Source organism: Paraburkholderia dipogonis (assembly GCF_042680985.1).
Classification (GTDB): domain Bacteria; phylum Pseudomonadota; class Gammaproteobacteria; order Burkholderiales; family Burkholderiaceae; genus Paraburkholderia; species Paraburkholderia phytofirmans.
In genome coordinates, this window is record NZ_JBHUFR010000006.1 from 673,217 (window position 1) to 693,407 (window position 20,191).

Below are 20,191 nucleotides of genomic sequence, written 5' to 3' on the forward strand. Positions count from 1 at the left end.
CGTAAGCGCCTGGTTTCAGCGCGCTCACATGCGCAGCTTCGCTTCCACGTAGAACGTACGGCCGGGATACGGGTGATAGACGAAGTAGCGGGCATCGAACAGGTTGTCGACGCCGATGCCGATTTCACTCAGCCTGGTCGGCTTGTAGCTGAATTTCGCGTCCGCCACCGTGTACGAACTGGTGCCGCCGAACACATCCGGATTCGTGTCCGCGTTGGTGAGCGTGTTGTACTGACGGCCCGAATAGCGCGCGGCCAGCGTGAGCGCGGCGCGTTCGTCGAAGTGGTACGTCGCGGCGAGATTCGCGCGCCACAGCGGAATTCGGTAGAAGTACTTGCCGACCGTGGCCGGGTTCTGCGCGTTGGCGATGATCTTCGACTGCGTGTAGGCCACGCTTGCCAGCAGATCCAGGCCGCGCACCAGCACATCCTGTCCCGAGTAGCTCGCTTCGACGCCGCGCGAGCGGACTTTGCCGATGTTCTGGAAGTTCGTCACGTTCGGAATCACGGTCGTATCGGTCTGGCTGAAGATCGTGTTCTTCACGTCGTCCTGAAACAGCGAGAAGCGGAATACGCCGTTCCAGTGCGCCCATTCGGCGCTCAGTTCCTTCGAGAGATCGTCTTCGGGCTTCAGGTTCGGATTGTTGTTGACGATCGCGGAGCCGTTGATCTGCCCTTGAAACAGCTCGCCAACCGTCGGAAAGCGATAGGCGCGGCCGATCGACGCGCGCAGGATCAGATCGTCGGTGACGTCGAACGACAGGGAGGCTTTCGGCGAGAAGTGCTGCTGGCTCACGTCGCTATACGGCAGCGTCGTGCCGCCCAGCGACTGCGAGCCGCCATAAGCCTGCCAGTCTTCATAGCGCACGCCGTAGACGAGCTTCCAGCGCGGCAAAAAGCGCCAGGCGTCCTGCGCGTACAGCGCCTGGGTTTGCGTTTTGCCCGCAAACGCGTTGGCAAACGACGTGGCCGCGCCGTCGCGCCAGTTCAGCGTGTTGTAGCTTTCGTTGTCGACGAAGTAGTTGTCGTAGTGATAGCCGAAGCTCAGCGCGTGATTCGCGAGTCCGGCCTGATTCGTCGCGGGCGTGTAGGTGCTGCGCAGATCGAGCGTTTTCCAGCCGGCGCCGTCGCCGAAGAGCACGGTGCCCGGACCGTTGCCCGGCGCACCGGAACTCGCGGTGCGCGCCACGCTGTTGCTGACGTCGTAGTACGAAGCGATCGCTTCGCCGTTCCAGCCGGTGGCATTGCGCGTTTTCAGCGACACGCCATACAGCCAGTTCTCGCTATGGCCGAGACTCGGGGCGAGCGCGGCGGCGGGAATCGTGTACTCGTAGCCATCGATCGCGACTTTGCCGCTGTAGACCGGATTGCCGTTCGCATCGCGCAGAAAGCTCGAGGTCTGGCTGTTGTAGGTCTGATGCCAATAGCCGAGCGTGAAGCCGGCCTGCAGTGTCGGCGTGAAGTCGTACTGCATCTTCAGCTTGAATTGGTCCTGCACCGTGTGTTCGATGCCTTCGCCGTTCACGCCGAGCACCGCTGTCGGTGTGTTGGTCTGGTTGTTGTAGAAGTACGCGCCGGTGACCGGCGTGTCACCGGCTTTGGCGGGCGTGCCGGACTTGGCGAGCGTGGCGAATTGCAGCGGCTGGCTGGTGTTTTCCAGGTGATTCACACCGAGCAGAAACGAGAATTTGCCGATGCGGTTGCCGAGTGTCGCACTCGCTTCGCTGCCGTTGAAATTCTGGTTCACGCCGAACAGGCTGAAGTGCTGCGTGAAAGCCTTGACGTCGGCGCTCGCTTCGAACTGTTTCGGCATGCGCGTGCTGATGAGCACGGTCGCGCCGAGCGAATTGCCCGGATAAAGCGCGGAAAACGGTCCGTAGATCACATCGACCTGCTGGATCTCGTCGGGAAACACCATCGACCAGCGCGGCGGAAACGAGTAGCTGTTGCCGAGCAGATTACTGAGCAGCAGACCGTCCGCGTAGACGAGACCGCGCGCGCTTTGCGTGTTGCTGGTGCCGCGCACGGCGATGATCGAATTCAGATCGCCGATAAAGCGCTTGCGCACCGCAAGGTTCGGCATGTACTTCAGCACGTCTTCGGTGTTGACGACGTTCCAGTTGTCGAACTGCTCGCGGGTGACGGTTTCGACCGAGGCCGGCAGGTTGGGATCGACAGCGCGCGGCGCGGCGGCATTCGCGCTGACGCTGATGGCGGGCAGCGCGGCTTCGGCGCTCGCGCTCTGCGCATGAGCGGAAGAAGCGATGAAGGCCGGGACGAACGCGGGAACAAATGCAGGAACAAACGCGGGAACGATGGCCGGCAGATAGCCGGACAGGAACGGCCGGGGCAGCGGTTGAAGCGAGACGCCGCGCGCGCCACGGCGGGCGCAAAAGGGCAGCCTTCGCAAGGCGAAGTTGAACATGAACGTTTCCTCGATGCATGGAACAGACGATCGCGTGCCCCCTCGACGGGTGCGACGAATGCGCGATCAGGACCGATGGCGATCAGGAAACGACGGGCGGAGCTCTGGGACGGCCGGACGGAAAGGCGCCGAGCGGCGTGAAGCGGGTGGAGAGTGTGGGCGGCGCGGTGCCGGCAAGCGCGAGGGCGGCCGGCGGCTCGGCGGCGGCGACCGTCGGCATGGCGACGTGGTGTTGAAGCAGATGACAGTAGCCGCACGCGCCGAACGCGTCGTCGTGGCTGAGATTGACCGGTGCCGGGGCGGCCTGCGTGGTCGCGCTCGCCGTGCTGACCACGCTGAAATTGCGCGGTTGCAACACCGAACACAGCGCGGCGATGGGCTCGTGCGCGCGGTTCGCCATCAACATCTGACTCACGACCGGCGCGAACACGACGAGCCACATGGCGAACAGGCCAAGCCATGCGGTCAGGTGGTTGCGAGAGCGTGGATTCATGATGTCGGGTGTAAAGACGCGGGCGATTCTAACATTGCCGCGCCGTCTTTTTGTTCGTAATGCTCGTTATAGCGTGGGATTAGAAGGCCGAATCCCGCTCATTTCGCCGCGTTACAGGCGCGCCGATTCACGTAAGCTGCGTGGTACATGTTCCGCTTTCGCGGCCGCACCGAGGCTTGGCACGCCTGATCCCGCAGCCGAAGTACCGTTCAGTGCGCGGCGCATGCGACCGACCCGGCCGGATCGTCGCCGACTCCAGTTACCACGACTCATGAACCACACGCAGCTCGCATCCCCCATCGACGATATCAACCAGCGGGCCGTCTCGTCGTTCTCGGCCGGCCAATTCGCCGAGGCTTTGTCGATAGTGACGCCGCTCGTCGAAGGCGATGCGATGCCGGACGGCGCCCTCGCCGACGCGTTGAATATCGCCGGGGCCTGTTCGTTCGCCTTGCAGCGTCCCGCGGAGGCGGAACGCTACTGGCGTCGCTGTCTGCAACTCAGACCGGGCTATGCCGAGGTGTACGGCAGTCTCGGCATGCTGCTCAAGTCGCTCGGGCGTCTGTCGGCGGCCAAGGCGATGTACCGGCAACTGGTCGCACTGCGGCCCGGCGACGCCGACGCCCGCAATCATCTCGGCACCGTGCTCTACGGGCTCGGCTACAAGGAGGAAGCGGAGGCGTCGTATCGCGAGGCGCTGGCCATTCGCCCCGACTACGCCGAAGCCCATTACAACCGGGGCATCGTGTTGCACGAACTGCGCCGCCTGCAGGAAGCGGAAGCGGCGTTCCGGGACGCGCTGCCGGGACTGCCGGCTCACGCCGAAGTCCATAACAATCTGGGCAACGTGCTGATGGAATTGGGCCGTCTCGCCGAAGCGGACGCCGCCTATCGCGAGGCGCTGACAATTCGGCCGCAGTATCCGGAGGCGCTCAACAACCTTGGCGGCGTACTGAAGGCGACGCTTCGTCACACCGAAGCCGAACTGGCTTTTCGCCTCGCCCTCGCTATTCGTCCGGATTACGAAGAAGCCCTCCTGAATCTCGGCACCGTGCTCGCCGATCTCGAACGTTTGAATGAAGCGGAAGCGGCTTATCGCGACGCCATCGCGCAACGTCCCGACTACGCGGAAGCGCACTACAACCTCGGTGTGACGCTGTGCAAAATGGAGCATCTGTTCGAGGCCGAAGCGGCTTACCGGGAAGCGATTCGCCTGCGGCCCGGTCTCGTTCACGCGCACAACAACCTGGGGTGCGTGCTGCGCCGGCTGGATCGTTTGCCGGCGGCGGTCGACGCTTTTGAGCAGGCGCTCAGCGTGTGCCCTGAGATGGCCGAGGCGCACTACAACCTCGGCGCGGCGCGGGCGCAACTCATGCAATTGCCCGAGGCCGAAAGCGCGTATCGGCGAGCGCTCGCTTTACGTGCCGATTACGGCGATGCGAAATTCGGCCTGGGCGTGCTGCTGCTCGGCATGGGACGCTTCGAAGAAGGTTGGCGTCTTTACGAATGCCGCTACGAGCAACCCGGTTTCGTCCATCACAAGACTGTGGCGATGCTGGCTTGCCCGCAGTGGCAAGGCGGCACGCTCGCCGACAAGTCGCTGCTGGTGTGGCAGGAGGATGGTCTCGGCGACATGATCCAGTTCAGCCGCTATTTCGCCTTGCTGAAAGCACAGGGCGCCTCGCATATCGCCTTCGCGTGCGTACCGTCGCTGCACAGGCTGATGGCATGCGTCGACGGCGTCGATGCCGTTCTCGATCACGACACCGCGCGTGCGCAAGCGTCTGCTTACGATTGCTGGACGAGTCTGCTGAGCGCGCCGCTGCATCTGCGCACGAGCGTGGACACGATTCCGCGCGCCGTGCGTCTCGCGGCGGAGCCGGCGCTGGTCGAGCGGTGGCGGCCCGAGCTGGACGCGCTGCCTTCCGGCCGCAGGATCGGTCTGGTATGGAGAGGCAACGCGAACCATCATAACGATGTGAACCGCTCGATCCCGTCGCTCGCCATATTGGCGCCGCTCTGGAGTGTGCCCGGCGTGAGCTTCGTGAGTCTGCAAAAGGGGCGCGGCGAGGACGAGGCGCACCAGCCGCCCGCCGGTCAACCGCTACTCGACCTCGGCTCGCGCGTGATGGATTTCGCGGACAGCGCCGCGATCATCGCGCAACTCGATCTGGTGATTTGCGTGGATACGTCTACCGCGCATCTGGCGGCATCGCTCGGCAAGCCGTGCTGGGTGATGCTGCCGGAAAAAGATATCGACTGGCGCTGGCTGCACGATCGCAACGATTCGCCGTGGTATCCGCACACGCTGCGTCTGTTCCGACGCGCGCCGGGCGAGGATTGGTCGATGCCGGTCGAACGGGTGCGTCAGGCGTGCGTCGAACGATTCGGCGCGGCAGCCCATACGCCTACCTGACGCGCGTGCCACGCTTGCGGGTCGATTGCGTCGACGTGTGAAAGCGGTCCTCGATCGTTTCGATCGCTTGACCGAGGAACTGCAGAAACATGCTCATCGCGACCGTACTCGTCAGGTCCGAGCGCTGATACAGGCAACTGAACGATTGGGCGCCCGCATCGGCGAGCGGTGTCCATGCCAGCTTGCGCTCGGCCACGTCTTCGGCGACGTTCTCCGCGATCAGAAATCCGATGCCGACGCCGTCCGCCACGAGCCGCCGCACCATCGAAACAGAACTGGTTTCCACCAGAGGACGCGCCTTGCGTCTTTCACGGTGATCGATCTGGTCCACCATGGCGCGTAGTTCGGTATCCGGCGTCATCAGGATGAGCGGATAGTCGAGACATTCGCGCAGGCGTGGACGTTTCTGCAGCTTCGTGAGGGGATGCCCCGGGGGCGTGACCAGTCCGAGATACTGCGTGAACGCCCGCACTTCCACGACGCCTGGCGGCGGCTTGCGGCGCAGGCCGTAGCCGATATCGGCCTCGCCGGTCTCTACCCACTTCAGGATGCTCTCGCCGTTGCCCGAACGCACGCTGTAGGTCACGCCCGGATAGCGTTCCATCGCGGCCTGGATCGCATCGGGCACCAATTGCTCGGCCGACGACGGCGACACCGCCAGATTGACATGCCCGCGTCTCAGCGAGCGCAGATCTTCGACCTGTGTCATGGCGTTGTCGAAATCGCGCTGGCCGCGCCGCACTGCCGCAATGATGATTTCGCCGGCGGTGGTGAGCTGCATGCCGCGTGGCAAGCGGTCGAACAGCGGCGAGCCGACCTGCTCCTCGAGATTGAGGATTTGCTGGTGCACTGCGGCAGCGGTCAGATGCAGCGATTCGGCTGCTTTTCGGATCGAGCCGCGTCTGACCACCTCGTCGAAACAGCGGAATGTCTGTGATATTGGACGCATGATTGGACTGTATAGTTTTCTCGAACGGCCCGTATAGAACAATCAGATTTTCCTGACGCATTGAATGGCCTAGATTTGTTCCACCATCTTAACGGAGCGAATCGTGACCACCACAGTCGATCAAATTACCCAGCGCCGCCGCGGCGTCGGCCTCATTGCTCACGACCCGGAACTGTCCGCCGGCGGCTACACGCTGATCGCGCCACAGACAGCAGGCGGGCGCGTGTATCTCGTGGATATCGGCGGCGAGGTCGTGCACGAATGGCAGATGCCCGTGCGTCCCGGCCGTCACGCGGTGATTCTGCCGAACGGCAATCTCGGCTACAACGGCAACCATGCGGACTTGGAAGACCGCTATGCACCGTGGTCGATGTGGCATGGCGGCGATTTCTACGAGGTCACGCCGCAAGGCGAAGTGGTCTGGCGTTACCAAGACCCGGCGCATCATCATGACGCGCAGTGGCTGCCGAACGGCAATCTGCTCTATGCCGCATGCGCGCCGGTGCCGGCAGGTTTCGCGGATCGCGTGCCGGGCGGCACCGCGCATGGTCCCGAAGAAGCGATGTACGGCGACGTGATCCGCGAAGTGAATCGAGCGGGCGAGCTCGTATGGGAATGGAAGGCCTGGGAGCACCTGAATCCCAAGGACTTTCCTATCGCGCCCGGCTTCGGCCGCTATCACTGGCCGCTCGTAAACGGGCTCGGTGTGAACGCGCAGGGCGAGGTGCTGATGAGTTTGCGCACCACGTCCGGCATCATCGCGGTCGATCGTCAATCGGGCGCCGTGACAATGCATATTCCACCGAGCGTGGTTTCGCATCAGCATGCGCCGGTGGCGCTCGCCAACGGCAACATTCTTACCTTCGACAACGGCAATTTCCGCGCTGGCGCGCACGTGGTGTTCTCGCGAGTGCTGGAGATCGATCCTGTTAGCCGCGAAGTAGTGTGGTCATACGCGGACGACATGGTGAACATGTTCTACAGCGCGTTCATGGGCAACGCGCAGCGCCTCGCGAACGGCAATACGCACATTACCGAGTCCGCCACGGGGCGCTTATTCGAAGTGACTCCGGCAGGGGAAGTGGTGTGGGAATACGTGATTCCGTGGTTCGGCGAATACCCGGATGAAGCGGCGCGTAAAACCGGTCCGGGCCAGTTGAACAGTGTGTTCCAGACCTTCCGCTACAGCCGCGAGCAATTGCCGTGGTTGCGCGCGTAACTGCCGCGCTTCATTGCGCTTCAAACTGCGAGGGTAACGTGAATCCAGAACCCGCCACTCATAGCGTCGACGCTCGCCTGCCCGCGTGGCAACTCGTGCTGTTCGGCCTGCAACATGTGCTGTCGATGGCCGCTTCGCCCGTCACCGCGGTGTTTCTGGTGTCGCGCATGTTGTCGCTGCCGTCGGACATGACCGTGCATCTGATCGGCGCGACTTTCTTCGTGTGCGGCGCGGGCACGCTGCTGCAATCGCTCGGTGCGGGATCGATCGGCGCGCGTCTGCCCTTCGTGATGGTGCCGGGCGGCGCGCCCGCGATGCTGTTCGCGGTCATCGCGACGCAAACGGATTTGCGCACGGCGGCCGGCGCCGCGATTCTCACCAGTCTGTTCTATTGGATCGTGCTGCCGGTATTCGCGCGCTGCTTGCGGTTCTTTCCTCGTGTGGTGGTGGGCACGATGCTGGTCCTCGTGTCGGTGAGCCTGATCAAGATCTATGTCGGTATCGTGGTCGGACAGCCGGGCACGGCGGGTTTCGCGCGGCCCCAATCGCTTGGACTTGCGCTGCTCACGATCGTGGCCACGCTCGCGGTAGCGCGTCTGTTCAAGGGCACGGTGGGCCGGCTGGCGGTGCTGCTAGGTCTTGCCGCCGGTACGTTCGCCGGTTGGACGATGGGCTTGATGCCCGCCAATGGGCTGTGGAGCGGGCCGCTCTTCACGCTGCCGGCGCTGCTGCCGTTCGGCATGCCGCGTTTCGACGTGCTGGCCGCGCTGCCCATGCTGATCTTCAGCGTGATCTCGATGGCTGAAGCGACGGGGCAAACGGTAGCCGTCGGCGAGATCACGGGCCGGAAGATCGACATGCGCCGCGACGTGCCGCGCACGATTCGCGGTGATGCGCTGGCGTCATTAATCGGCGCGCTGCTAGGCACTTCGCTCATCATCACCAGCGCGGAGAATATCGGGGTCGTGCAAACCACGGGCGTGCGTTCTCGCTACGTCACCGCGACGGCGGGCGCCATGCTGATGCTCGTCGCGCTGTTCGCGCCGCTCGGACGCTTTGCCTACGCGATTCCCGCGCCGGTGGTCGGCGGCACCGCGTTGATCGTCTTCGCAATGATCGGCGTGATGGGCATCAATCTGCTCGGCAAGGTCGACCTGCACGTGCGCGGCAATCAGTACACGCTAGCCGCGGCGCTCGTGGTGGGACTGATACCGGTGCTGGTGCCGAATGTTTATGCGGCGTTTCCGGGCTCGTTACAGATCGTGCTGGGTAACGGCATGGCCGCGGGCACGCTCACGGCGATCGTCGTCAATCTGGTGTTCGGCCCATGGCGCCTCGCACCCGCGGAGAAAGTGCAAACCATCTGATTCCGGCTTTCCACGCCCACGCTGTTTTCCTTCCAACGTTTCACCACACGCCATGAAAATCAAAATCGCTTTCCTCGCGACAATCGTCGCGGGCTCGGCTGCGCTCGTCGTTTCCTCGACGGCTTTTGCGCAGAGCAGTGTCACGCTGTATGGCAGTCTCGACGCAGGTCTCGGTTATGTGAGCAATCTGCACGGCTCATCGGCTTTTATCGCGGAGCAGGGCACGCTGCAGGCCGATCGCTTCGGCCTTCAGGGCGTGGAGGATATCGGCGCGGGCCGTTCGGTCGTGTTCAGACTCGAGAGCGGTTTCGTCACGACGACCGGCGCCTCCGCGAGCAGCACGACGTTCTTTAATCGTCAGGCGTACGTGGGATTATCCGATCCGCTGTTCGGTACGGTGACGCTCGGCCGTCAGACCGACTGGAATTTCGACTGGCTCGGTTCGGTCTCGACGGGACAACTACTCGGCGACTTCTCCGCGTTTCACCCCGGCAATCTGGATGGTCTCGGCAGTACCTTGCCCGTGCAATTGTCGAGCACGGTGAAATGGAAAAGCGCGACCTATAGCGGCCTGACGCTCGGCGTGCTCTATGGATTTCCCGGCGCGGCGGCCAGCAATACCAACGGGCGCACCATCAGCTTCGGCGCTAACTATATGAATGGTCCGCTCAAACTGGTGGCGGCGTATTCCGAGTATCGCGACCGTTTGCTGCCGTTGTCGAACGGGCTCGGGTTGACTTCGTTCGAAGGGCAAACGCTCGTACCCGGCGCGAGCTTCAACGCAAAACAGGTGCGCGACATGGGTATCGGCGGATCGTACCGGTTCGAACGGGTGACGCTGCATGCGCTCGCCACCGATGTGCGGATCGCTTCGAACGGCGGCAGCGAGCACTTCCGCAGCTTCGACGGCGGCGCCAATCTGCGCTTGACGCCGGCCGAGGAAGTCGCGGCCGGAGCCTGGGCCGCGACGCTCGATGGACATCGCTGGACGCAATTCACGGTGGCGAACGTGTATTCGTTGTCGAAGACGACGCAGCTTTACGCCGACCTGATGTTCGAGACCGCGGGCGGTGGCGCGGTGGCGAATACGCTTGGGATTGGGGCTGCGTCAGGTGGACGGCAGACGGTGGTTCTTGCCGGGGTTCATCATTTGTTTTGAGGCTGCGCGCGGGTAGGATTTGCCGCCGCCGGCAGGCGGCACGGCGGTGGCGATATATGACGCGTGCGCCCATGCTTGCCGACTAGCCGAGCATCCGCTCGCGCGCGCCACGATATTCTGTGCAGAGTCTTGCGACAATCTCGCTGACCGAATCGACGTCATCGACGGAGCCAACTCCTTGGCCAGCTCCCCAGATGTCGCGCCATGCCTTGATCTGCATGCCTTCCGTTGCTGAGAAATCGATTTTCGCCCCCGCGGATTCCGGCAGCGCGTCGGGATCCAGCCCGGCTGCAAGGATGCTTTGACGGACGTAGTTCCCGTGCACGCCGGTGAACGCATCGGTGTAGATGATGTCGCCGGCCTGCGCTTCGACAAGTGCCGATTTGTACGCGTCCTTTGCGTTTGCCTCGCGCGACGCGATGAAGCGCGTGCCGACGTACGCGAGATCGGCGCCAAGCGCGCGCGCCGCGAAGATCGATTCGCCAGTTGCAATCGCGCCGCCGAGTACAACGATTCCATCGAAAATCTTCCTGACTTCCGCAACGAATGCGAACGGCGACAGCGTGCCCGCGTGTCCGCCGGCCCCGGCGGCGACGAGGATCAATCCGTCTACGCCTGCGTCGATCGCCTTCTTCGCGTGACGCAGGTTGATGACGTCATGCAGCACGAGGCCGCCGTATTCGTGTACTGCATCGATCAACGCTCGCTCAGGAGGACGAAGGCTCGTAATCAGGATTGGCACCTGCAGATCGATGCAGGTCCGGATGTCGCGCTCCGCGCGAGTGTTCGAAGCATGGATGATCTGATTGACCGCGTAAGGACCGACAATCGCGTGTGGGGTCTCTTTTCGGAGCACCGCGAGTTGCGTATTGATGCGATCGATCCAGTCTTCAAGCGTATCCGGCTCACGAGCGTTAAGCGCTGGGAACGATCCGACAATACCAGCCTTGCATTGTGCAACAACCAACTCGGGATAGCTAATTGCAAATAGCGGCGACGAGATAATCGGGAGCGTCAGGTTATTTAGAATCGACGGTAGCAAGGCAGGACCTTATCAGGAAATGCAAATGTCAAACCCGTCGCTGACGCGAATAGCGTCTGGCGATGGGACAGTCCAGCGACGTTCAGGCCGCTGAGGTTTACGGGGGCGTACTATCGAGCACGCTGGCCGCCTCTTTGCGGCCTTGCATCCGCTCGTGGAAGCGAGTGTTGCTGACGGCAAAGCGTGTGTGTGTTCCGTCCGCAACCTTGCCTGCGGCGTCATGTACCTCGATGCGATATGTCATCATGCGGCCGTCGACATCGATCAGTTCGGCGTCGACCCGCACCTTCCACTCGGGCGGCGTTGGGGCGAGATGGTTGATGTTGAATCGATAGCCGACCGTGATCTGATCCGGCTCAAGCAAATGATCGGTAATCGACATGCAGGTCATTTCGATAAAGATAATCATCATTGGGCTTGCGAGCGCACCGGCTTCTCCACCCCAATGATTCGCCAACTCAGCGCTGCTGACTCCGTGGACCTTCGAGGTCTTCATTCCAATCTGGATACTCATTGCGCTACCTTTTTTAAGTGTTGATCAGGCTGATGCGGCGACTCGCGTCAACTGGCCAAAGATGCTGTTGCGATGCATCTCCTCCGTTCCGCCGGCACTGAGGAAACCGAGTGCGTCCGTGACGAAACGCGAGATCTCACCGATCTGGTATCCATCGCTGCCGTAGAGTTTCAACAACTCCAACGCACTATTGCTAATGTCCTCTGATCCGACGATCTTTGCGATCGAGCAGGTCATCAGCGCCTCTGGATCCCTGGCAAGCAGTTGCGAGAGCCCCGCATATGAAAGCCATTTCGTTCGCTCAAGACCGATCTTGATGTCGACCAGTTTCTTCTGCACGTACTGGTGCGCATTCAACGGCTGCGACTGGCCTTGCCTGACCGATGCATAACGCAGCGCATTGCGCAGATACGGTGCGACCACGCACGCCGTTGCGAGTGCGAAGAAGATCCGCATCACCGACGCGATTTCCATCAGATTCCGCCCGCCCGCCGAAATAGGTCCCAGTATGTTCTCCTCGGCGATTCCGACCGATTCGAACGTCAGCGCACCGGTAGGGAGGTCCACATTGCCAAGCTTCGAGTCCGGTGCGGCGCAATTCAGGCCGGCCGTGCCCTGGTCGAGCAGTACGAGTGCGACGTTTTCCTTCGTCTGCTCAGTCAGTTTCGCTACGACGAGAATGACGTCCGCGGCCGGCGCATTGCTGATGTTGTACTTGCTGCCGCTCAACGTATAGCCGTTGGCACTAGGTGTCAGTCGCGTTCGCAGGTTCTGGAAGTTGGTTCCCGTCACGCGCTCCGAGATTGCGATTGCTGAGACCGCACCGTTCAGCAGTTCGTGAAAGTATTTTTTTTGCTGGCCCTTTGAGCCGTACGACAGCAGGGCGTAGATAAAACCCGCTTGACTCGCGACTGACATCAACAGCGCGGTGCTGCGGATTTCCGACGCGAGCCCTTCAAATGCTGCCGCGAATTCCCACCATCCGAGGCCGTCGCCTCCGTGCGTTGCCGGTATCAGGATGTGCCACAACCGCTCGGCGTTGAAAGCCTGCCATGCACGTGGCGCCGAGGTTTCCGCTGGCGCATCGGCTGCACTTTGCGCGAGGCGTCTGCCGAGTGCTTCAAAGCGGTTTCGGATTCCCCGCTGTTCCGCTGTCCATTCGAACTGCATGTCTGCCTCTGGTCTGATCAGACGCTTTGTTCGAAGGCGGCGACGGACGCCTTCAGGCTTTCCGGCACCGGAATCGGCCGATGGGCCGCGTAGTCGAACGCGACGTGCGTTGATTGCGCCTTCGCGATCAGCGTCCGCTCGGAGTCGCTTTTTTCGATCAGATACTCGATTTCGAAGCTCTTGTTGCCAAATCTGCTGACGCCACAACGCACTGTTAGCGTGTCGCCGAGCACTGCCGGCTTGACATATTCGCACTGCGTTTTGACCATGATCTGCGGAAGTTTCTCGTCGTAACTTACGTCGAGAAGTTCATGCATGTACTTCACATACGCGTGTTGTATGTAATCGTAGTAGACCGGGCTGCTGACGTGACCGACGGAGTCCGTGTCACGATACTTGACCTCGATAGTTGTCTCGTGGAGTCGCTTGTTCATTTTCATTTTCTCTCGTTGCGATTTCAAAAAAGGGGAATCGCGGGCCCTAAAGCTATGTCGAACGTTCGCTTTTGTGGAAGCGCAGTGTTCCGTTGACTCTCGCACCTTAAGCTGTGCGGAGTTACCACCAACTTCTGTTATCGGGGCTGAACGCCCTTGGCCCGAATCAGCGGACGCGTTGCGGTCTGTCCGAGCCACACGCCAACGAGCGTCGCGGCGCCGCCGATCAGGTGGTAAGAGTGGAGCGGTTCGCCGAGCATCAGCATTGCGACTAGCGCGACAAAAATTGGCAGTAGGTTCATGTACAGCGACGCCCGGCCGGGACCGATCAGTCGCACGCCGTTCATCCAGAGATACGGTGCGAGGATCGATGCGGGAAGTGCTGCATACAGGATCAACGAGGTGTTCCCGGCAGTGACGGGTGACGAAGGCGACAGGACGAACCACGGAAGAAGGAAGACAATCGCGAAGCCCACCTGCGCATACAGCGATTGCCACGTCGGCAGCGGAATTGCCCACCGTTTCAGGAGTACCCCGTACGCCGCGTACGAGACCGTCGCTGCGAGCATCAGGCCATCACCGAAGCGGATGCCGTTGTCCAACAGGTTGGCTGGATGCCCATGGCTGATGAGGAACACGATTCCGCCGATCGACAGTAAGCCACCCACGAATACGCCAGACGTTATCGCTTCTTCGTTGACGGCTGCATTCAGAATTGCCGAGACGAGGGGCATGATCGCAATGATTACCCCCATGTTGGTCGCGGTGGTGGTCTTGCCGGCCAGATACGCGAAGCCTTGGTAGATCACCATGCCGAGCAATGCAAGCAAGGCGAGCTTGCCGAGATGCTGCCTGACGATCTGGCGGTTCGCCCACGTATGACGCCCGAGAAATGGAGTCATCAAGATGCCGGCGACGAGCCACCGATAGAACGAGATCGCACCCGGCTGTACCGCGGTCGCAGCAAGCTTCGCAACGACAGTGTTGCCGGACCAGATCAACACGGCCAGAAGTGGAAACGCAAAAGCAAATTTTTGCGTTCCGGCGGTTTGATTTTTCATCAAGTCCTCTCCACATATTCGGAATCCGCACAGTGTATTCAAAAGTATTTCAGGAATAAACCGATTCGAATTCCAGTGTTTGTGGATTTTGATTCCTTGATTAGGCTAGCAGTCGTCAATCAATGAGGCCATTTGTGTCGCAGTTGCATGCAGAATTTTCGGAAGGTGGATTCAGAATTTAAAAATGTAAAAGCCCTGAAATTCGCGATGATAAATGCCGCGTGACACCGCTACATCATCGCCTGGCCTCGTTGCGTCAAGGGGCGCAGGCTCCTCGCCACCAGGTCATCCCCGCCCGGCGTTCCGCCACCAAACAATCATGCATTGCGAAATTTCTGAACATCAAACGTCGAAGAAATGCGATTCGAATAAAATACATGGGAAAAATATTCAAAATTGGGAATCGAGACAAAATTGATGTTGCATCTAACAATCGGTCAATGTAGATTGCGCATCGCCAAAGACTGGCTCCATTATCAATCGCAAGTCGGACTTAAAATATTTAAAGAGCCTATTGACATGTCGCTTACGGAACAGACCACGAAAGTTGCTCTTGATATTCGCGTGCCAAGTCCATATTCGCTGAAGGCGGAACTTCCACTTCATCCCGTTGGCGGCAGGTTTGTCTCTCGTGCTCGGGTAGCAATTCGAAACATCCTGCTGGGAGAGAGCGACAAACTGCTCGTCGTGGTGGGCCCCTGTTCCATTCACGAGCCCAAGGCCGCACTCGACTACGCGCGGCGTCTTGCATCGCTTCGGACCACGCTTGGCAGCGACCTGGAGATCGTGATGCGCGCGTACTTCGAGAAGCCTCGCACCTGTCTCGGCTGGAAGGGTTTCGTGAATGATCCACATCTGAACGAGAGCTACGATATCGAAGCCGGCCTGCGTCTCGCGCGCCAACTGCTGCTGGAGATCACGGCGCTTGGCTTGCCAGTCGCGACCGAATTTCTCGATGTGACGACGCATCAATACTTGTCTGACCTTGTCAGTTGGGGGGCGATTGGCGCGCGCACGACGGAATCGCAAATTCATCGCGAGATGGCATCCGGCCTGCCGTGTGCGATCGGATTCAAAAACGGCACTGACGGTAACGTGAAGATCGCGATCGATGCGATCCGTTCGGCTTCCGCTCCCCATCACTTCCTCGCAATCTCCGAGGACGGAAGTGCCATCAGGCGTTCGACGGCCGGTAATCCGTCCGCGCATCTCGTGCTGCGCGGCGGCAAGCAGCCGAACTACGATTCGCGCAGCGTTGATCTTGCGTGCAGTTCGCTCGCGTCTCACGGCCTCGCCATGCGGATCATGATTGACGCGAGCCATGGCAATAGCGGTAAGTTCCATATGAACCAACTGGCCGTGTGCGAATCGATTGGCTCGCAACTCGCCGCCGGCGAGCGTCGCATCGCCGGCGTGATGATCGAGTCGCACCTCGTTGCAGGTAATCAGCCGCTGAACGGGGACGTCCCACTCGTCTACGGGCAGAGCGTCACGGATGCGTGCGTCAGCTGGAACGACACCGTTGCGGTGCTCACAGAGCTTGCCCATTCGGTCCGGTTACGCCGGGAAGCAGGCGCGGCGCTTACGCAAATGGGCGCGCCGGCGGCAACTGTTTAGCCGTTTTGTCCGAGTTTTGCGGAAGGTGGCGCGCCGACCTGGCGCTCCTGGCGGAATTTGGCAACGTTTTTCCGGTGCCGTGGCCGAAGCTATTCGATTATTCAGAGAACAGATGCAGAACAAGATCGACAACGACCGTATTTGCATCGATGCTATCGATCGCGAGATCCTCGCGCTACTCAATCGGCGCTGCGAGCTTGCCGGAGCAATTGGCATCGCAAAGCGACAGGCGGGTATCGCATTCGTGCAGACCTCATGCGAGGAGCAGATTCTCGCCGATCTCGCGGCAGAGAGCCATGGACCACTCGGTGCCGATGAGATAGCCGGTATCTGGAACGAGATATTTGCGGCTAACCGCTTGATGCAAGGGAAGCCTCTTGTTGGCTATCTCGGCCCTAGAGGCACCTATTGCGAAGACGCCGCCTTGCGCGAGTTTGGCTCGGTCTCACTGCTGACTCCATTCGAATCGACGGATGCGGCGTTCGAAGCCGTGTCGACTGGCGTGATCGAGTGCGCGGTCGTACCGGTCGAAAATTCGACTGAAGGCGTCGTTGCGCGCACGCTCGATTTGATTGGCGAAGCGCGCCTGCCCGTCACTGGCGAGGTAGTAATACCGATCGCCCATTGTCTGCTTACCAATGCAACGGAACTTGCCGAGATCGAGTGCGTGCTCGGTCACCCGCAAGCGCTGTCGCAATGCAGGCGCTGGCTCGATCGGAATTTACCGGGCGTCGAGCGTCGGGCGTCGCCGAGCAATGCGCGCGCGGCTAGCGCGGCGGCCTCCACACCCGGTTACGCCGCGATCGCCGGTGAACGGGCCGCGCGGCTTTACGATCTTGGCTTGATGAAGCGGTCGATTCAGGACGAGCCAATCAACACCACTCGCTTCCTCGTCATCGGTGGCCAGCGGAAGCCTCCGACCGGCAACGACGCGACTCTGATACTCGCCGAACTGAAGAATCAGCCGGGCAGTCTGTCCCGGCTGCTGGCGCCGTTGCAACAGCGCGGGATATCGACGCTGCGGATCCAAAGTCGTCCTGTCAGGACGACTTTGTGGACCTACCGGTTCTTTCTTGAATTCGCGGGCCATCAGTTGGACGAGGCGGTTTCGCGTGCGCTCGCGGACATGGGACAGGAGTCGTCGTCGCTGTTCGTTGCAGGTTCTTACCCGTCCCGACAAGCAGGTGTGCTCGAGGTATTCGCATGAGTGTCACCCAAAGAATCGCCCGGCGCGACGTGGAAGCGATTATTCAGCGCCGCGATCAGCGCGCAATCGTTTTGTTGCGCGTAACACCCAATACGTTGATGCGCCGCGATACGATTGAACTGCTACGCGAGCTTCAGCGTGCTTACGTCGACGAACTCCAGATCCTGCCGATGATCTGGATGCACGATTGCAAGCGCGCTGACCCTTCTCAAGGCCATACACTCGCGAAGTGGTTGCGCAGGTGTGGGATCGCACTCGCGTTGGAGGCATCCCTCGCGACCGTCACGAGCGAACGGGACGTGATTTCTAGTTGGTTCCTCTGGAATGAGGATGTATTTCCTGATTTGGTCGGCCAGATTCAGACGGCGGAGCCTTTGTCGATTCCGGCAAATGCGTCGTCGGTTGGCTGGACGGTTGCATCCAGTCTCGGCACGCATGAGTTGCCGAGTCCGTCCACTGAATTCGAGAGCAAAGCGTATGCCGGGCTGAGGCATTTCTTCCTCGACTTCTCCAGCAAGCACGGTGATTGCCCGACGGGAGGCGCTCATTCGCTGCCCGAGATGCATCTCGACGATCGCGGAGCACTCGGCGGCATCGTGCTGAATTTTATCGGCAGCACCGAAACTGTCGGGTGCCGCGGGGACTCGGCCCGACAATGGACCGTCGAAGTCCGTGAGACAAGAATCACGCTCGATAGGATTGCCGATGCGGTGACACACGGCATGATCGCCGCTGCAACGCGTGCGAATCGTTCGATCTGGAGACGCCTCTGATGACGGGTCTGAACCAGTCCGGCGCACGCGGCTGAGGCACGGCCGCCGGTTGTTCCTCGCATATGCCTGATCGGCTTGATGGGCACGGGAAAAACGACAGTGGGGCAACGACTTGCAAAGCACCTTGGAATTAGTTTCATAGATTCTGACACGCTTCTCGAATCACGGGCGCGCCGCTCGGTTTCGGGGCTTTTTGCTATCCAGGGTGAAGCGGCGTTCGCGGCATGCGCGTCCTGGTCGATCGATACGACCGACAGAAGTGTTTGTTCGATCGTAGCCGATATCGTCGGGCGGCTCGACGCCGTCACCGCGTGTCGTCAATGAGCGTCACCGGTTGCCAGAGTGTCACGGCATCGTGGCGGCAAAGTGCCGAACGAGTTCGTCGACCACCACGCGTACTTTGGGCATCGTATGTCGAACCTTTGGCCACACCGCGTGAATCGGCACGCCTTCGGTTGAGTACTCGTCGAGGACGCTGACGAGCGTACCAGAGGCAAGCTCGTCGTTGACCAGCCAGGTTGGCAGTTGGCCGAGCCCTCGCTCCATGCGAACCGCATCCGCGATCACGTCGACATTGCCGAACTGCAGGTGCCCGCGCACGCGATATTTGTCCTTCGAGCCGTCGCTTCTTGCGAAAAACCACGGTGTCGTGATGTCGCCGCGTCCGTGTGCGATGCACCTGTGCGAAGCGAGGTCATCTGGCGATGCCGGAATGCCGTGCATGCGCAAGTAGTCGGCGGAGCCGCAGACGACCAGCTTGTGTTGGCCGAGCCAACGGGCCACGAGGTTCGAGCTGTCCTCGAGTTCGCCGATCCGGATCGCGAGGTCGACACCCTCGTCGATCAGATTGACCATCCGGTTGTTGAACCTGACTTCGAGTTCCAGTTCGGAAAACCGGTTGGTCAAGTCGAACAATACCGGCATCACGAACTGCCGCCCGAACACGGTCGGCAAATCGACGCGTAGGCGGCCAACGGGTGCGATCTTGCGGGAATCCAGCGCCGCACGCCCGGCTTCCAACTCGGCGCTCGCACGCAGGCAACTGTCGAGAAACCCTTTCCCGTCATCGGTCAGGCTCAGATGCCGTGTGCTGCGATGGAAAAGCCGGGTGCCGAGCCGCACTTCGAGCCGTGCGATGCTCTTGCCGACAGCCGACGTCGTGAGCCCCATTCGCTCCGCCGCGAGTGTGAAGCTGCCCGCATTCGCGGTCTGCATGAAGACCGAGATGCCCCTGAAACGATCGTCAATGTCCATAGCGGCGCGATTCCCGGTCAATTACTGTTTTATTTTTAGCTGCCGTTCCAGAGTCTCCGCGCAATGCGTGCCGATACTCTCGACGTTTAAGTCAGACGCGTTTGTGATGCGCGGCGGTTGGAACATGGTGCCAATCGTGGCTTGAGCAACACGCTAATTTGACTTTCGCAAGCCTACCAGACGAAGCTTTTCCTCCCTATCAAAGACTGCGTGTCAACTTCATAAGATTTGGTTGGAAAATTCCTAATGTTCCGAGGGTGCTCACGTCAGCCTCGATCACGATGGGCAACGGTCTGCACGCTACCGGTGAGGTAGAAAGCCTAGTTGGAAGCGAAAAAGCAGAATCGCACCAACCTGTTCGACGATCGTGCTGCCGACGTTGTTGACCAGCACAGCGACCCGCCGCACGAAGCTTGATCGCGGCCGTCCTCACACCTTTAAGCCTCGGTTACCTGCAGATGATACAAACCCCAAGGCGACAGTTCGAAGCGGTCCTTGAGCGGCTTGCTCGACAGCTCAGGGATCTTGTCCGCGTCGTAGGTAGCCCACAGCGGACCGACTCCGCCAAGCGGCAGCGGTTTGCCGTCCATTTGCGTCGCCACGATGAATTGATAGGCGCGTACCTTGTCGAGCGTCGTCGCGACTGCGTAGCCGTCCACCGCGTGCATGACGATCTGCGTGCTGCCCGCGCCGGGCGCGCCGACGTGTTCGAGCACATTGGCGAGCAGCGGGCCGCTTAACGTGTGCTGACGGGAATCGTATTCGGTGGTGGGCCTGATCGTCACCGCCGGCATGCCGGTGAGCGCAGCGAAATCGACGCCGTACGCTTCGGAGAACTTCACCTGATGCTTGGCGAGCAACTGGTCGAACGCGGGATCGAGCGCGCCGCGATTGTGGCGCTTGATCGCGCCGCTGATCGTCAGAACGACGGGCGATGCCGCGCAGGCTTCTTTCCGGACGCGCTGACCGCCGAATGCAGGCGCAGCGGTCACGCCCAGCAGTGCGGCGCTGGTCAGGAAATTGCGTTTATTCATTGCTTGTCTCCGGACGACGAGAAGGGCGACGGGTTCGGCCAGATCGTCGCGGCCTCTA

Annotated in this window: 18 protein-coding genes; 8 read left to right on the plus strand and 10 right to left on the minus strand. The window is 60.9% G+C overall.

Annotated features, from left to right (window positions below; genetic code table 11):
* Positions 1-24: 24 nt before the first annotated feature.
* Positions 25-2,424, minus strand: coding sequence for a TonB-dependent receptor (locus ACFSNN_RS07710; protein WP_134459283.1), 2,400 nt, complete (start codon positions 2,422-2,424; stop codon positions 25-27).
* Between the two features lie 82 nt (positions 2,425-2,506).
* Positions 2,507-2,917, minus strand: coding sequence for a DUF2946 domain-containing protein (locus ACFSNN_RS07715; protein ID WP_134459281.1), 411 nt, complete (start codon positions 2,915-2,917; stop codon positions 2,507-2,509).
* Positions 2,918-3,188: 271 nt separating this feature from the next.
* Between ACFSNN_RS07715 and ACFSNN_RS07720 the strand changes: the two genes are divergently transcribed.
* Positions 3,189-5,333, plus strand: coding sequence for a tetratricopeptide repeat protein (locus ACFSNN_RS07720; RefSeq protein WP_134459279.1), 2,145 nt, complete (start codon positions 3,189-3,191; stop codon positions 5,331-5,333).
* On the opposite strand, the gene ACFSNN_RS07725 is transcribed toward ACFSNN_RS07720, so the two are convergent.
* Positions 5,326-6,282, minus strand: a complete 957-nt coding sequence (locus tag ACFSNN_RS07725; RefSeq protein WP_134459277.1) for a LysR family transcriptional regulator — start codon at positions 6,280-6,282, stop codon at positions 5,326-5,328. The two genes, ACFSNN_RS07720 and ACFSNN_RS07725, sit on opposite strands and share 8 nt — an antisense overlap.
* Positions 6,283-6,385: 103 nt before the next feature.
* On the opposite strand from ACFSNN_RS07725, the gene ACFSNN_RS07730 reads away from it, so the two are divergent.
* The 3 genes from ACFSNN_RS07730 to ACFSNN_RS07740 are packed head-to-tail and all read left to right on the plus strand — an operon-like array spanning position 6,386 to position 10,027.
* Positions 6,386-7,501 carry an aryl-sulfate sulfotransferase gene (locus tag ACFSNN_RS07730; protein WP_134459275.1) on the plus strand — a complete coding sequence of 372 codons (1,116 nt, stop codon included), beginning with the start codon at positions 6,386-6,388 and terminating at the stop codon, positions 7,499-7,501.
* Between the two features lie 38 nt (positions 7,502-7,539).
* Positions 7,540-8,868, plus strand: a complete 1,329-nt coding sequence (locus ACFSNN_RS07735) for a uracil-xanthine permease family protein (protein ID WP_134459273.1) — start codon at positions 7,540-7,542, stop codon at positions 8,866-8,868.
* Between the two features lie 52 nt (positions 8,869-8,920).
* Positions 8,921-10,027: a porin gene (locus ACFSNN_RS07740; RefSeq protein WP_134459271.1), complete on the plus strand. Its 1,107-nt coding sequence runs from the start codon at positions 8,921-8,923 to the stop codon at positions 10,025-10,027.
* Positions 10,028-10,109: 82 nt separating this feature from the next.
* Here the strand turns inward: ACFSNN_RS07740 and ACFSNN_RS07745 are convergent, their stop codons facing one another.
* The 5 genes from ACFSNN_RS07745 to ACFSNN_RS07765 form a co-directional block, all read right to left on the minus strand.
* Entirely contained in the window at positions 10,110-11,069 is a 960-nt protein-coding gene (locus ACFSNN_RS07745) for an NAD(P)H-dependent flavin oxidoreductase (RefSeq protein WP_134459269.1), read from the minus strand.
* Positions 11,070-11,166: 97 nt separating this feature from the next.
* The gene (locus ACFSNN_RS07750; protein ID WP_134459267.1) at positions 11,167-11,583 is read right to left on the minus strand and encodes a thioesterase family protein; all 417 of its coding nucleotides are present in this window, start codon (positions 11,581-11,583) and stop codon (positions 11,167-11,169) included.
* A gap of 24 nt (positions 11,584-11,607) precedes the next feature.
* The gene (locus ACFSNN_RS07755) at positions 11,608-12,753 is read right to left on the minus strand and encodes an acyl-CoA dehydrogenase family protein (protein WP_134459265.1); all 1,146 of its coding nucleotides are present in this window, start codon (positions 12,751-12,753) and stop codon (positions 11,608-11,610) included.
* Between the two features lie 17 nt (positions 12,754-12,770).
* A complete protein-coding gene (locus tag ACFSNN_RS07760; RefSeq protein WP_134459263.1) occupies positions 12,771-13,187 on the minus strand; it encodes an acyl-CoA thioesterase in 417 nt (138 codons plus the stop codon).
* Positions 13,188-13,324: 137 nt separating this feature from the next.
* Positions 13,325-14,248 carry a DMT family transporter gene (locus ACFSNN_RS07765; RefSeq protein WP_134459261.1) on the minus strand — a complete coding sequence of 308 codons (924 nt, stop codon included), beginning with the start codon at positions 14,246-14,248 and terminating at the stop codon, positions 13,325-13,327.
* A 519-nt stretch (positions 14,249-14,767) separates the two neighbouring features.
* Between ACFSNN_RS07765 and ACFSNN_RS07770 the strand changes: the two genes are divergently transcribed.
* The 4 genes from ACFSNN_RS07770 (at position 14,768) to ACFSNN_RS07785 (ending at position 18,169) form a co-directional block, all read left to right on the plus strand.
* A complete protein-coding gene (locus ACFSNN_RS07770) occupies positions 14,768-15,865 on the plus strand; it encodes a 3-deoxy-7-phosphoheptulonate synthase (protein WP_166799310.1) in 1,098 nt (365 codons plus the stop codon).
* Between the two features lie 25 nt (positions 15,866-15,890).
* Positions 15,891-17,072: a prephenate dehydratase gene (gene pheA / locus ACFSNN_RS07775; protein ID WP_377747623.1), complete on the plus strand. Its 1,182-nt coding sequence runs from the start codon at positions 15,891-15,893 to the stop codon at positions 17,070-17,072.
* A complete protein-coding gene (locus tag ACFSNN_RS07780) occupies positions 17,069-17,845 on the plus strand; it encodes a hypothetical protein (protein WP_134459255.1) in 777 nt (258 codons plus the stop codon). Before pheA ends, ACFSNN_RS07780 begins: the two co-directional genes overlap by 4 nt.
* 69 nt (positions 17,846-17,914) lie before the next feature.
* Positions 17,915-18,169 carry a shikimate kinase gene (locus ACFSNN_RS07785; protein WP_377747624.1) on the plus strand — a complete coding sequence of 85 codons (255 nt, stop codon included), beginning with the start codon at positions 17,915-17,917 and terminating at the stop codon, positions 18,167-18,169.
* Between the two features lie 21 nt (positions 18,170-18,190).
* Here ACFSNN_RS07785 and ACFSNN_RS07790 read toward each other — a convergent pair whose 3' ends face one another.
* Both ACFSNN_RS07790 and ACFSNN_RS07795 read right to left on the minus strand, forming a co-directional pair.
* Positions 18,191-19,099, minus strand: coding sequence for a LysR family transcriptional regulator (locus ACFSNN_RS07790; RefSeq protein WP_134459251.1), 909 nt, complete (start codon positions 19,097-19,099; stop codon positions 18,191-18,193).
* Between the two features lie 437 nt (positions 19,100-19,536).
* A complete protein-coding gene (locus ACFSNN_RS07795; protein WP_134459249.1) occupies positions 19,537-20,133 on the minus strand; it encodes a putative pterin-binding protein in 597 nt (198 codons plus the stop codon).
* Positions 20,134-20,191 lie beyond the last annotated feature (58 nt).

Bases quoted from the DNA above. Each gene is read 5' to 3' on its own strand.
- ACFSNN_RS07720 (WP_134459279.1), top strand. From the start codon at position 3,189: ATGAACCACACGCAGCTCGCATCCCCCATCGACGATATCAACCAGCGG.
- ACFSNN_RS07765 (WP_134459261.1), bottom strand. From the start codon at position 14,248: ATGAAAAATCAAACCGCCGGAACGCAAAAATTTGCTTTTGCGTTTCCA.
- ACFSNN_RS07790 (WP_134459251.1), bottom strand. From the start codon at position 19,099: ATGGACATTGACGATCGTTTCAGGGGCATCTCGGTCTTCATGCAGACC.
- ACFSNN_RS07715 (WP_134459281.1), bottom strand. From the start codon at position 2,917: ATGAATCCACGCTCTCGCAACCACCTGACCGCATGGCTTGGCCTGTTC.
- ACFSNN_RS07760 (WP_134459263.1), bottom strand. From the start codon at position 13,187: ATGAACAAGCGACTCCACGAGACAACTATCGAGGTCAAGTATCGTGAC.
- ACFSNN_RS07780 (WP_134459255.1), top strand. From the start codon at position 17,069: ATGAGTGTCACCCAAAGAATCGCCCGGCGCGACGTGGAAGCGATTATT.
- ACFSNN_RS07795 (WP_134459249.1), bottom strand. From the start codon at position 20,133: ATGAATAAACGCAATTTCCTGACCAGCGCCGCACTGCTGGGCGTGACC.
- ACFSNN_RS07755 (WP_134459265.1), bottom strand. From the start codon at position 12,753: ATGCAGTTCGAATGGACAGCGGAACAGCGGGGAATCCGAAACCGCTTT.
- ACFSNN_RS07770 (WP_166799310.1), top strand. From the start codon at position 14,768: ATGTCGCTTACGGAACAGACCACGAAAGTTGCTCTTGATATTCGCGTG.
- ACFSNN_RS07750 (WP_134459267.1), bottom strand. From the start codon at position 11,583: ATGAGTATCCAGATTGGAATGAAGACCTCGAAGGTCCACGGAGTCAGC.
- ACFSNN_RS07725 (WP_134459277.1), bottom strand. From the start codon at position 6,282: ATGCGTCCAATATCACAGACATTCCGCTGTTTCGACGAGGTGGTCAGA.
- ACFSNN_RS07710 (WP_134459283.1), bottom strand. From the start codon at position 2,424: ATGTTCAACTTCGCCTTGCGAAGGCTGCCCTTTTGCGCCCGCCGTGGC.
- ACFSNN_RS07740 (WP_134459271.1), top strand. From the start codon at position 8,921: ATGAAAATCAAAATCGCTTTCCTCGCGACAATCGTCGCGGGCTCGGCT.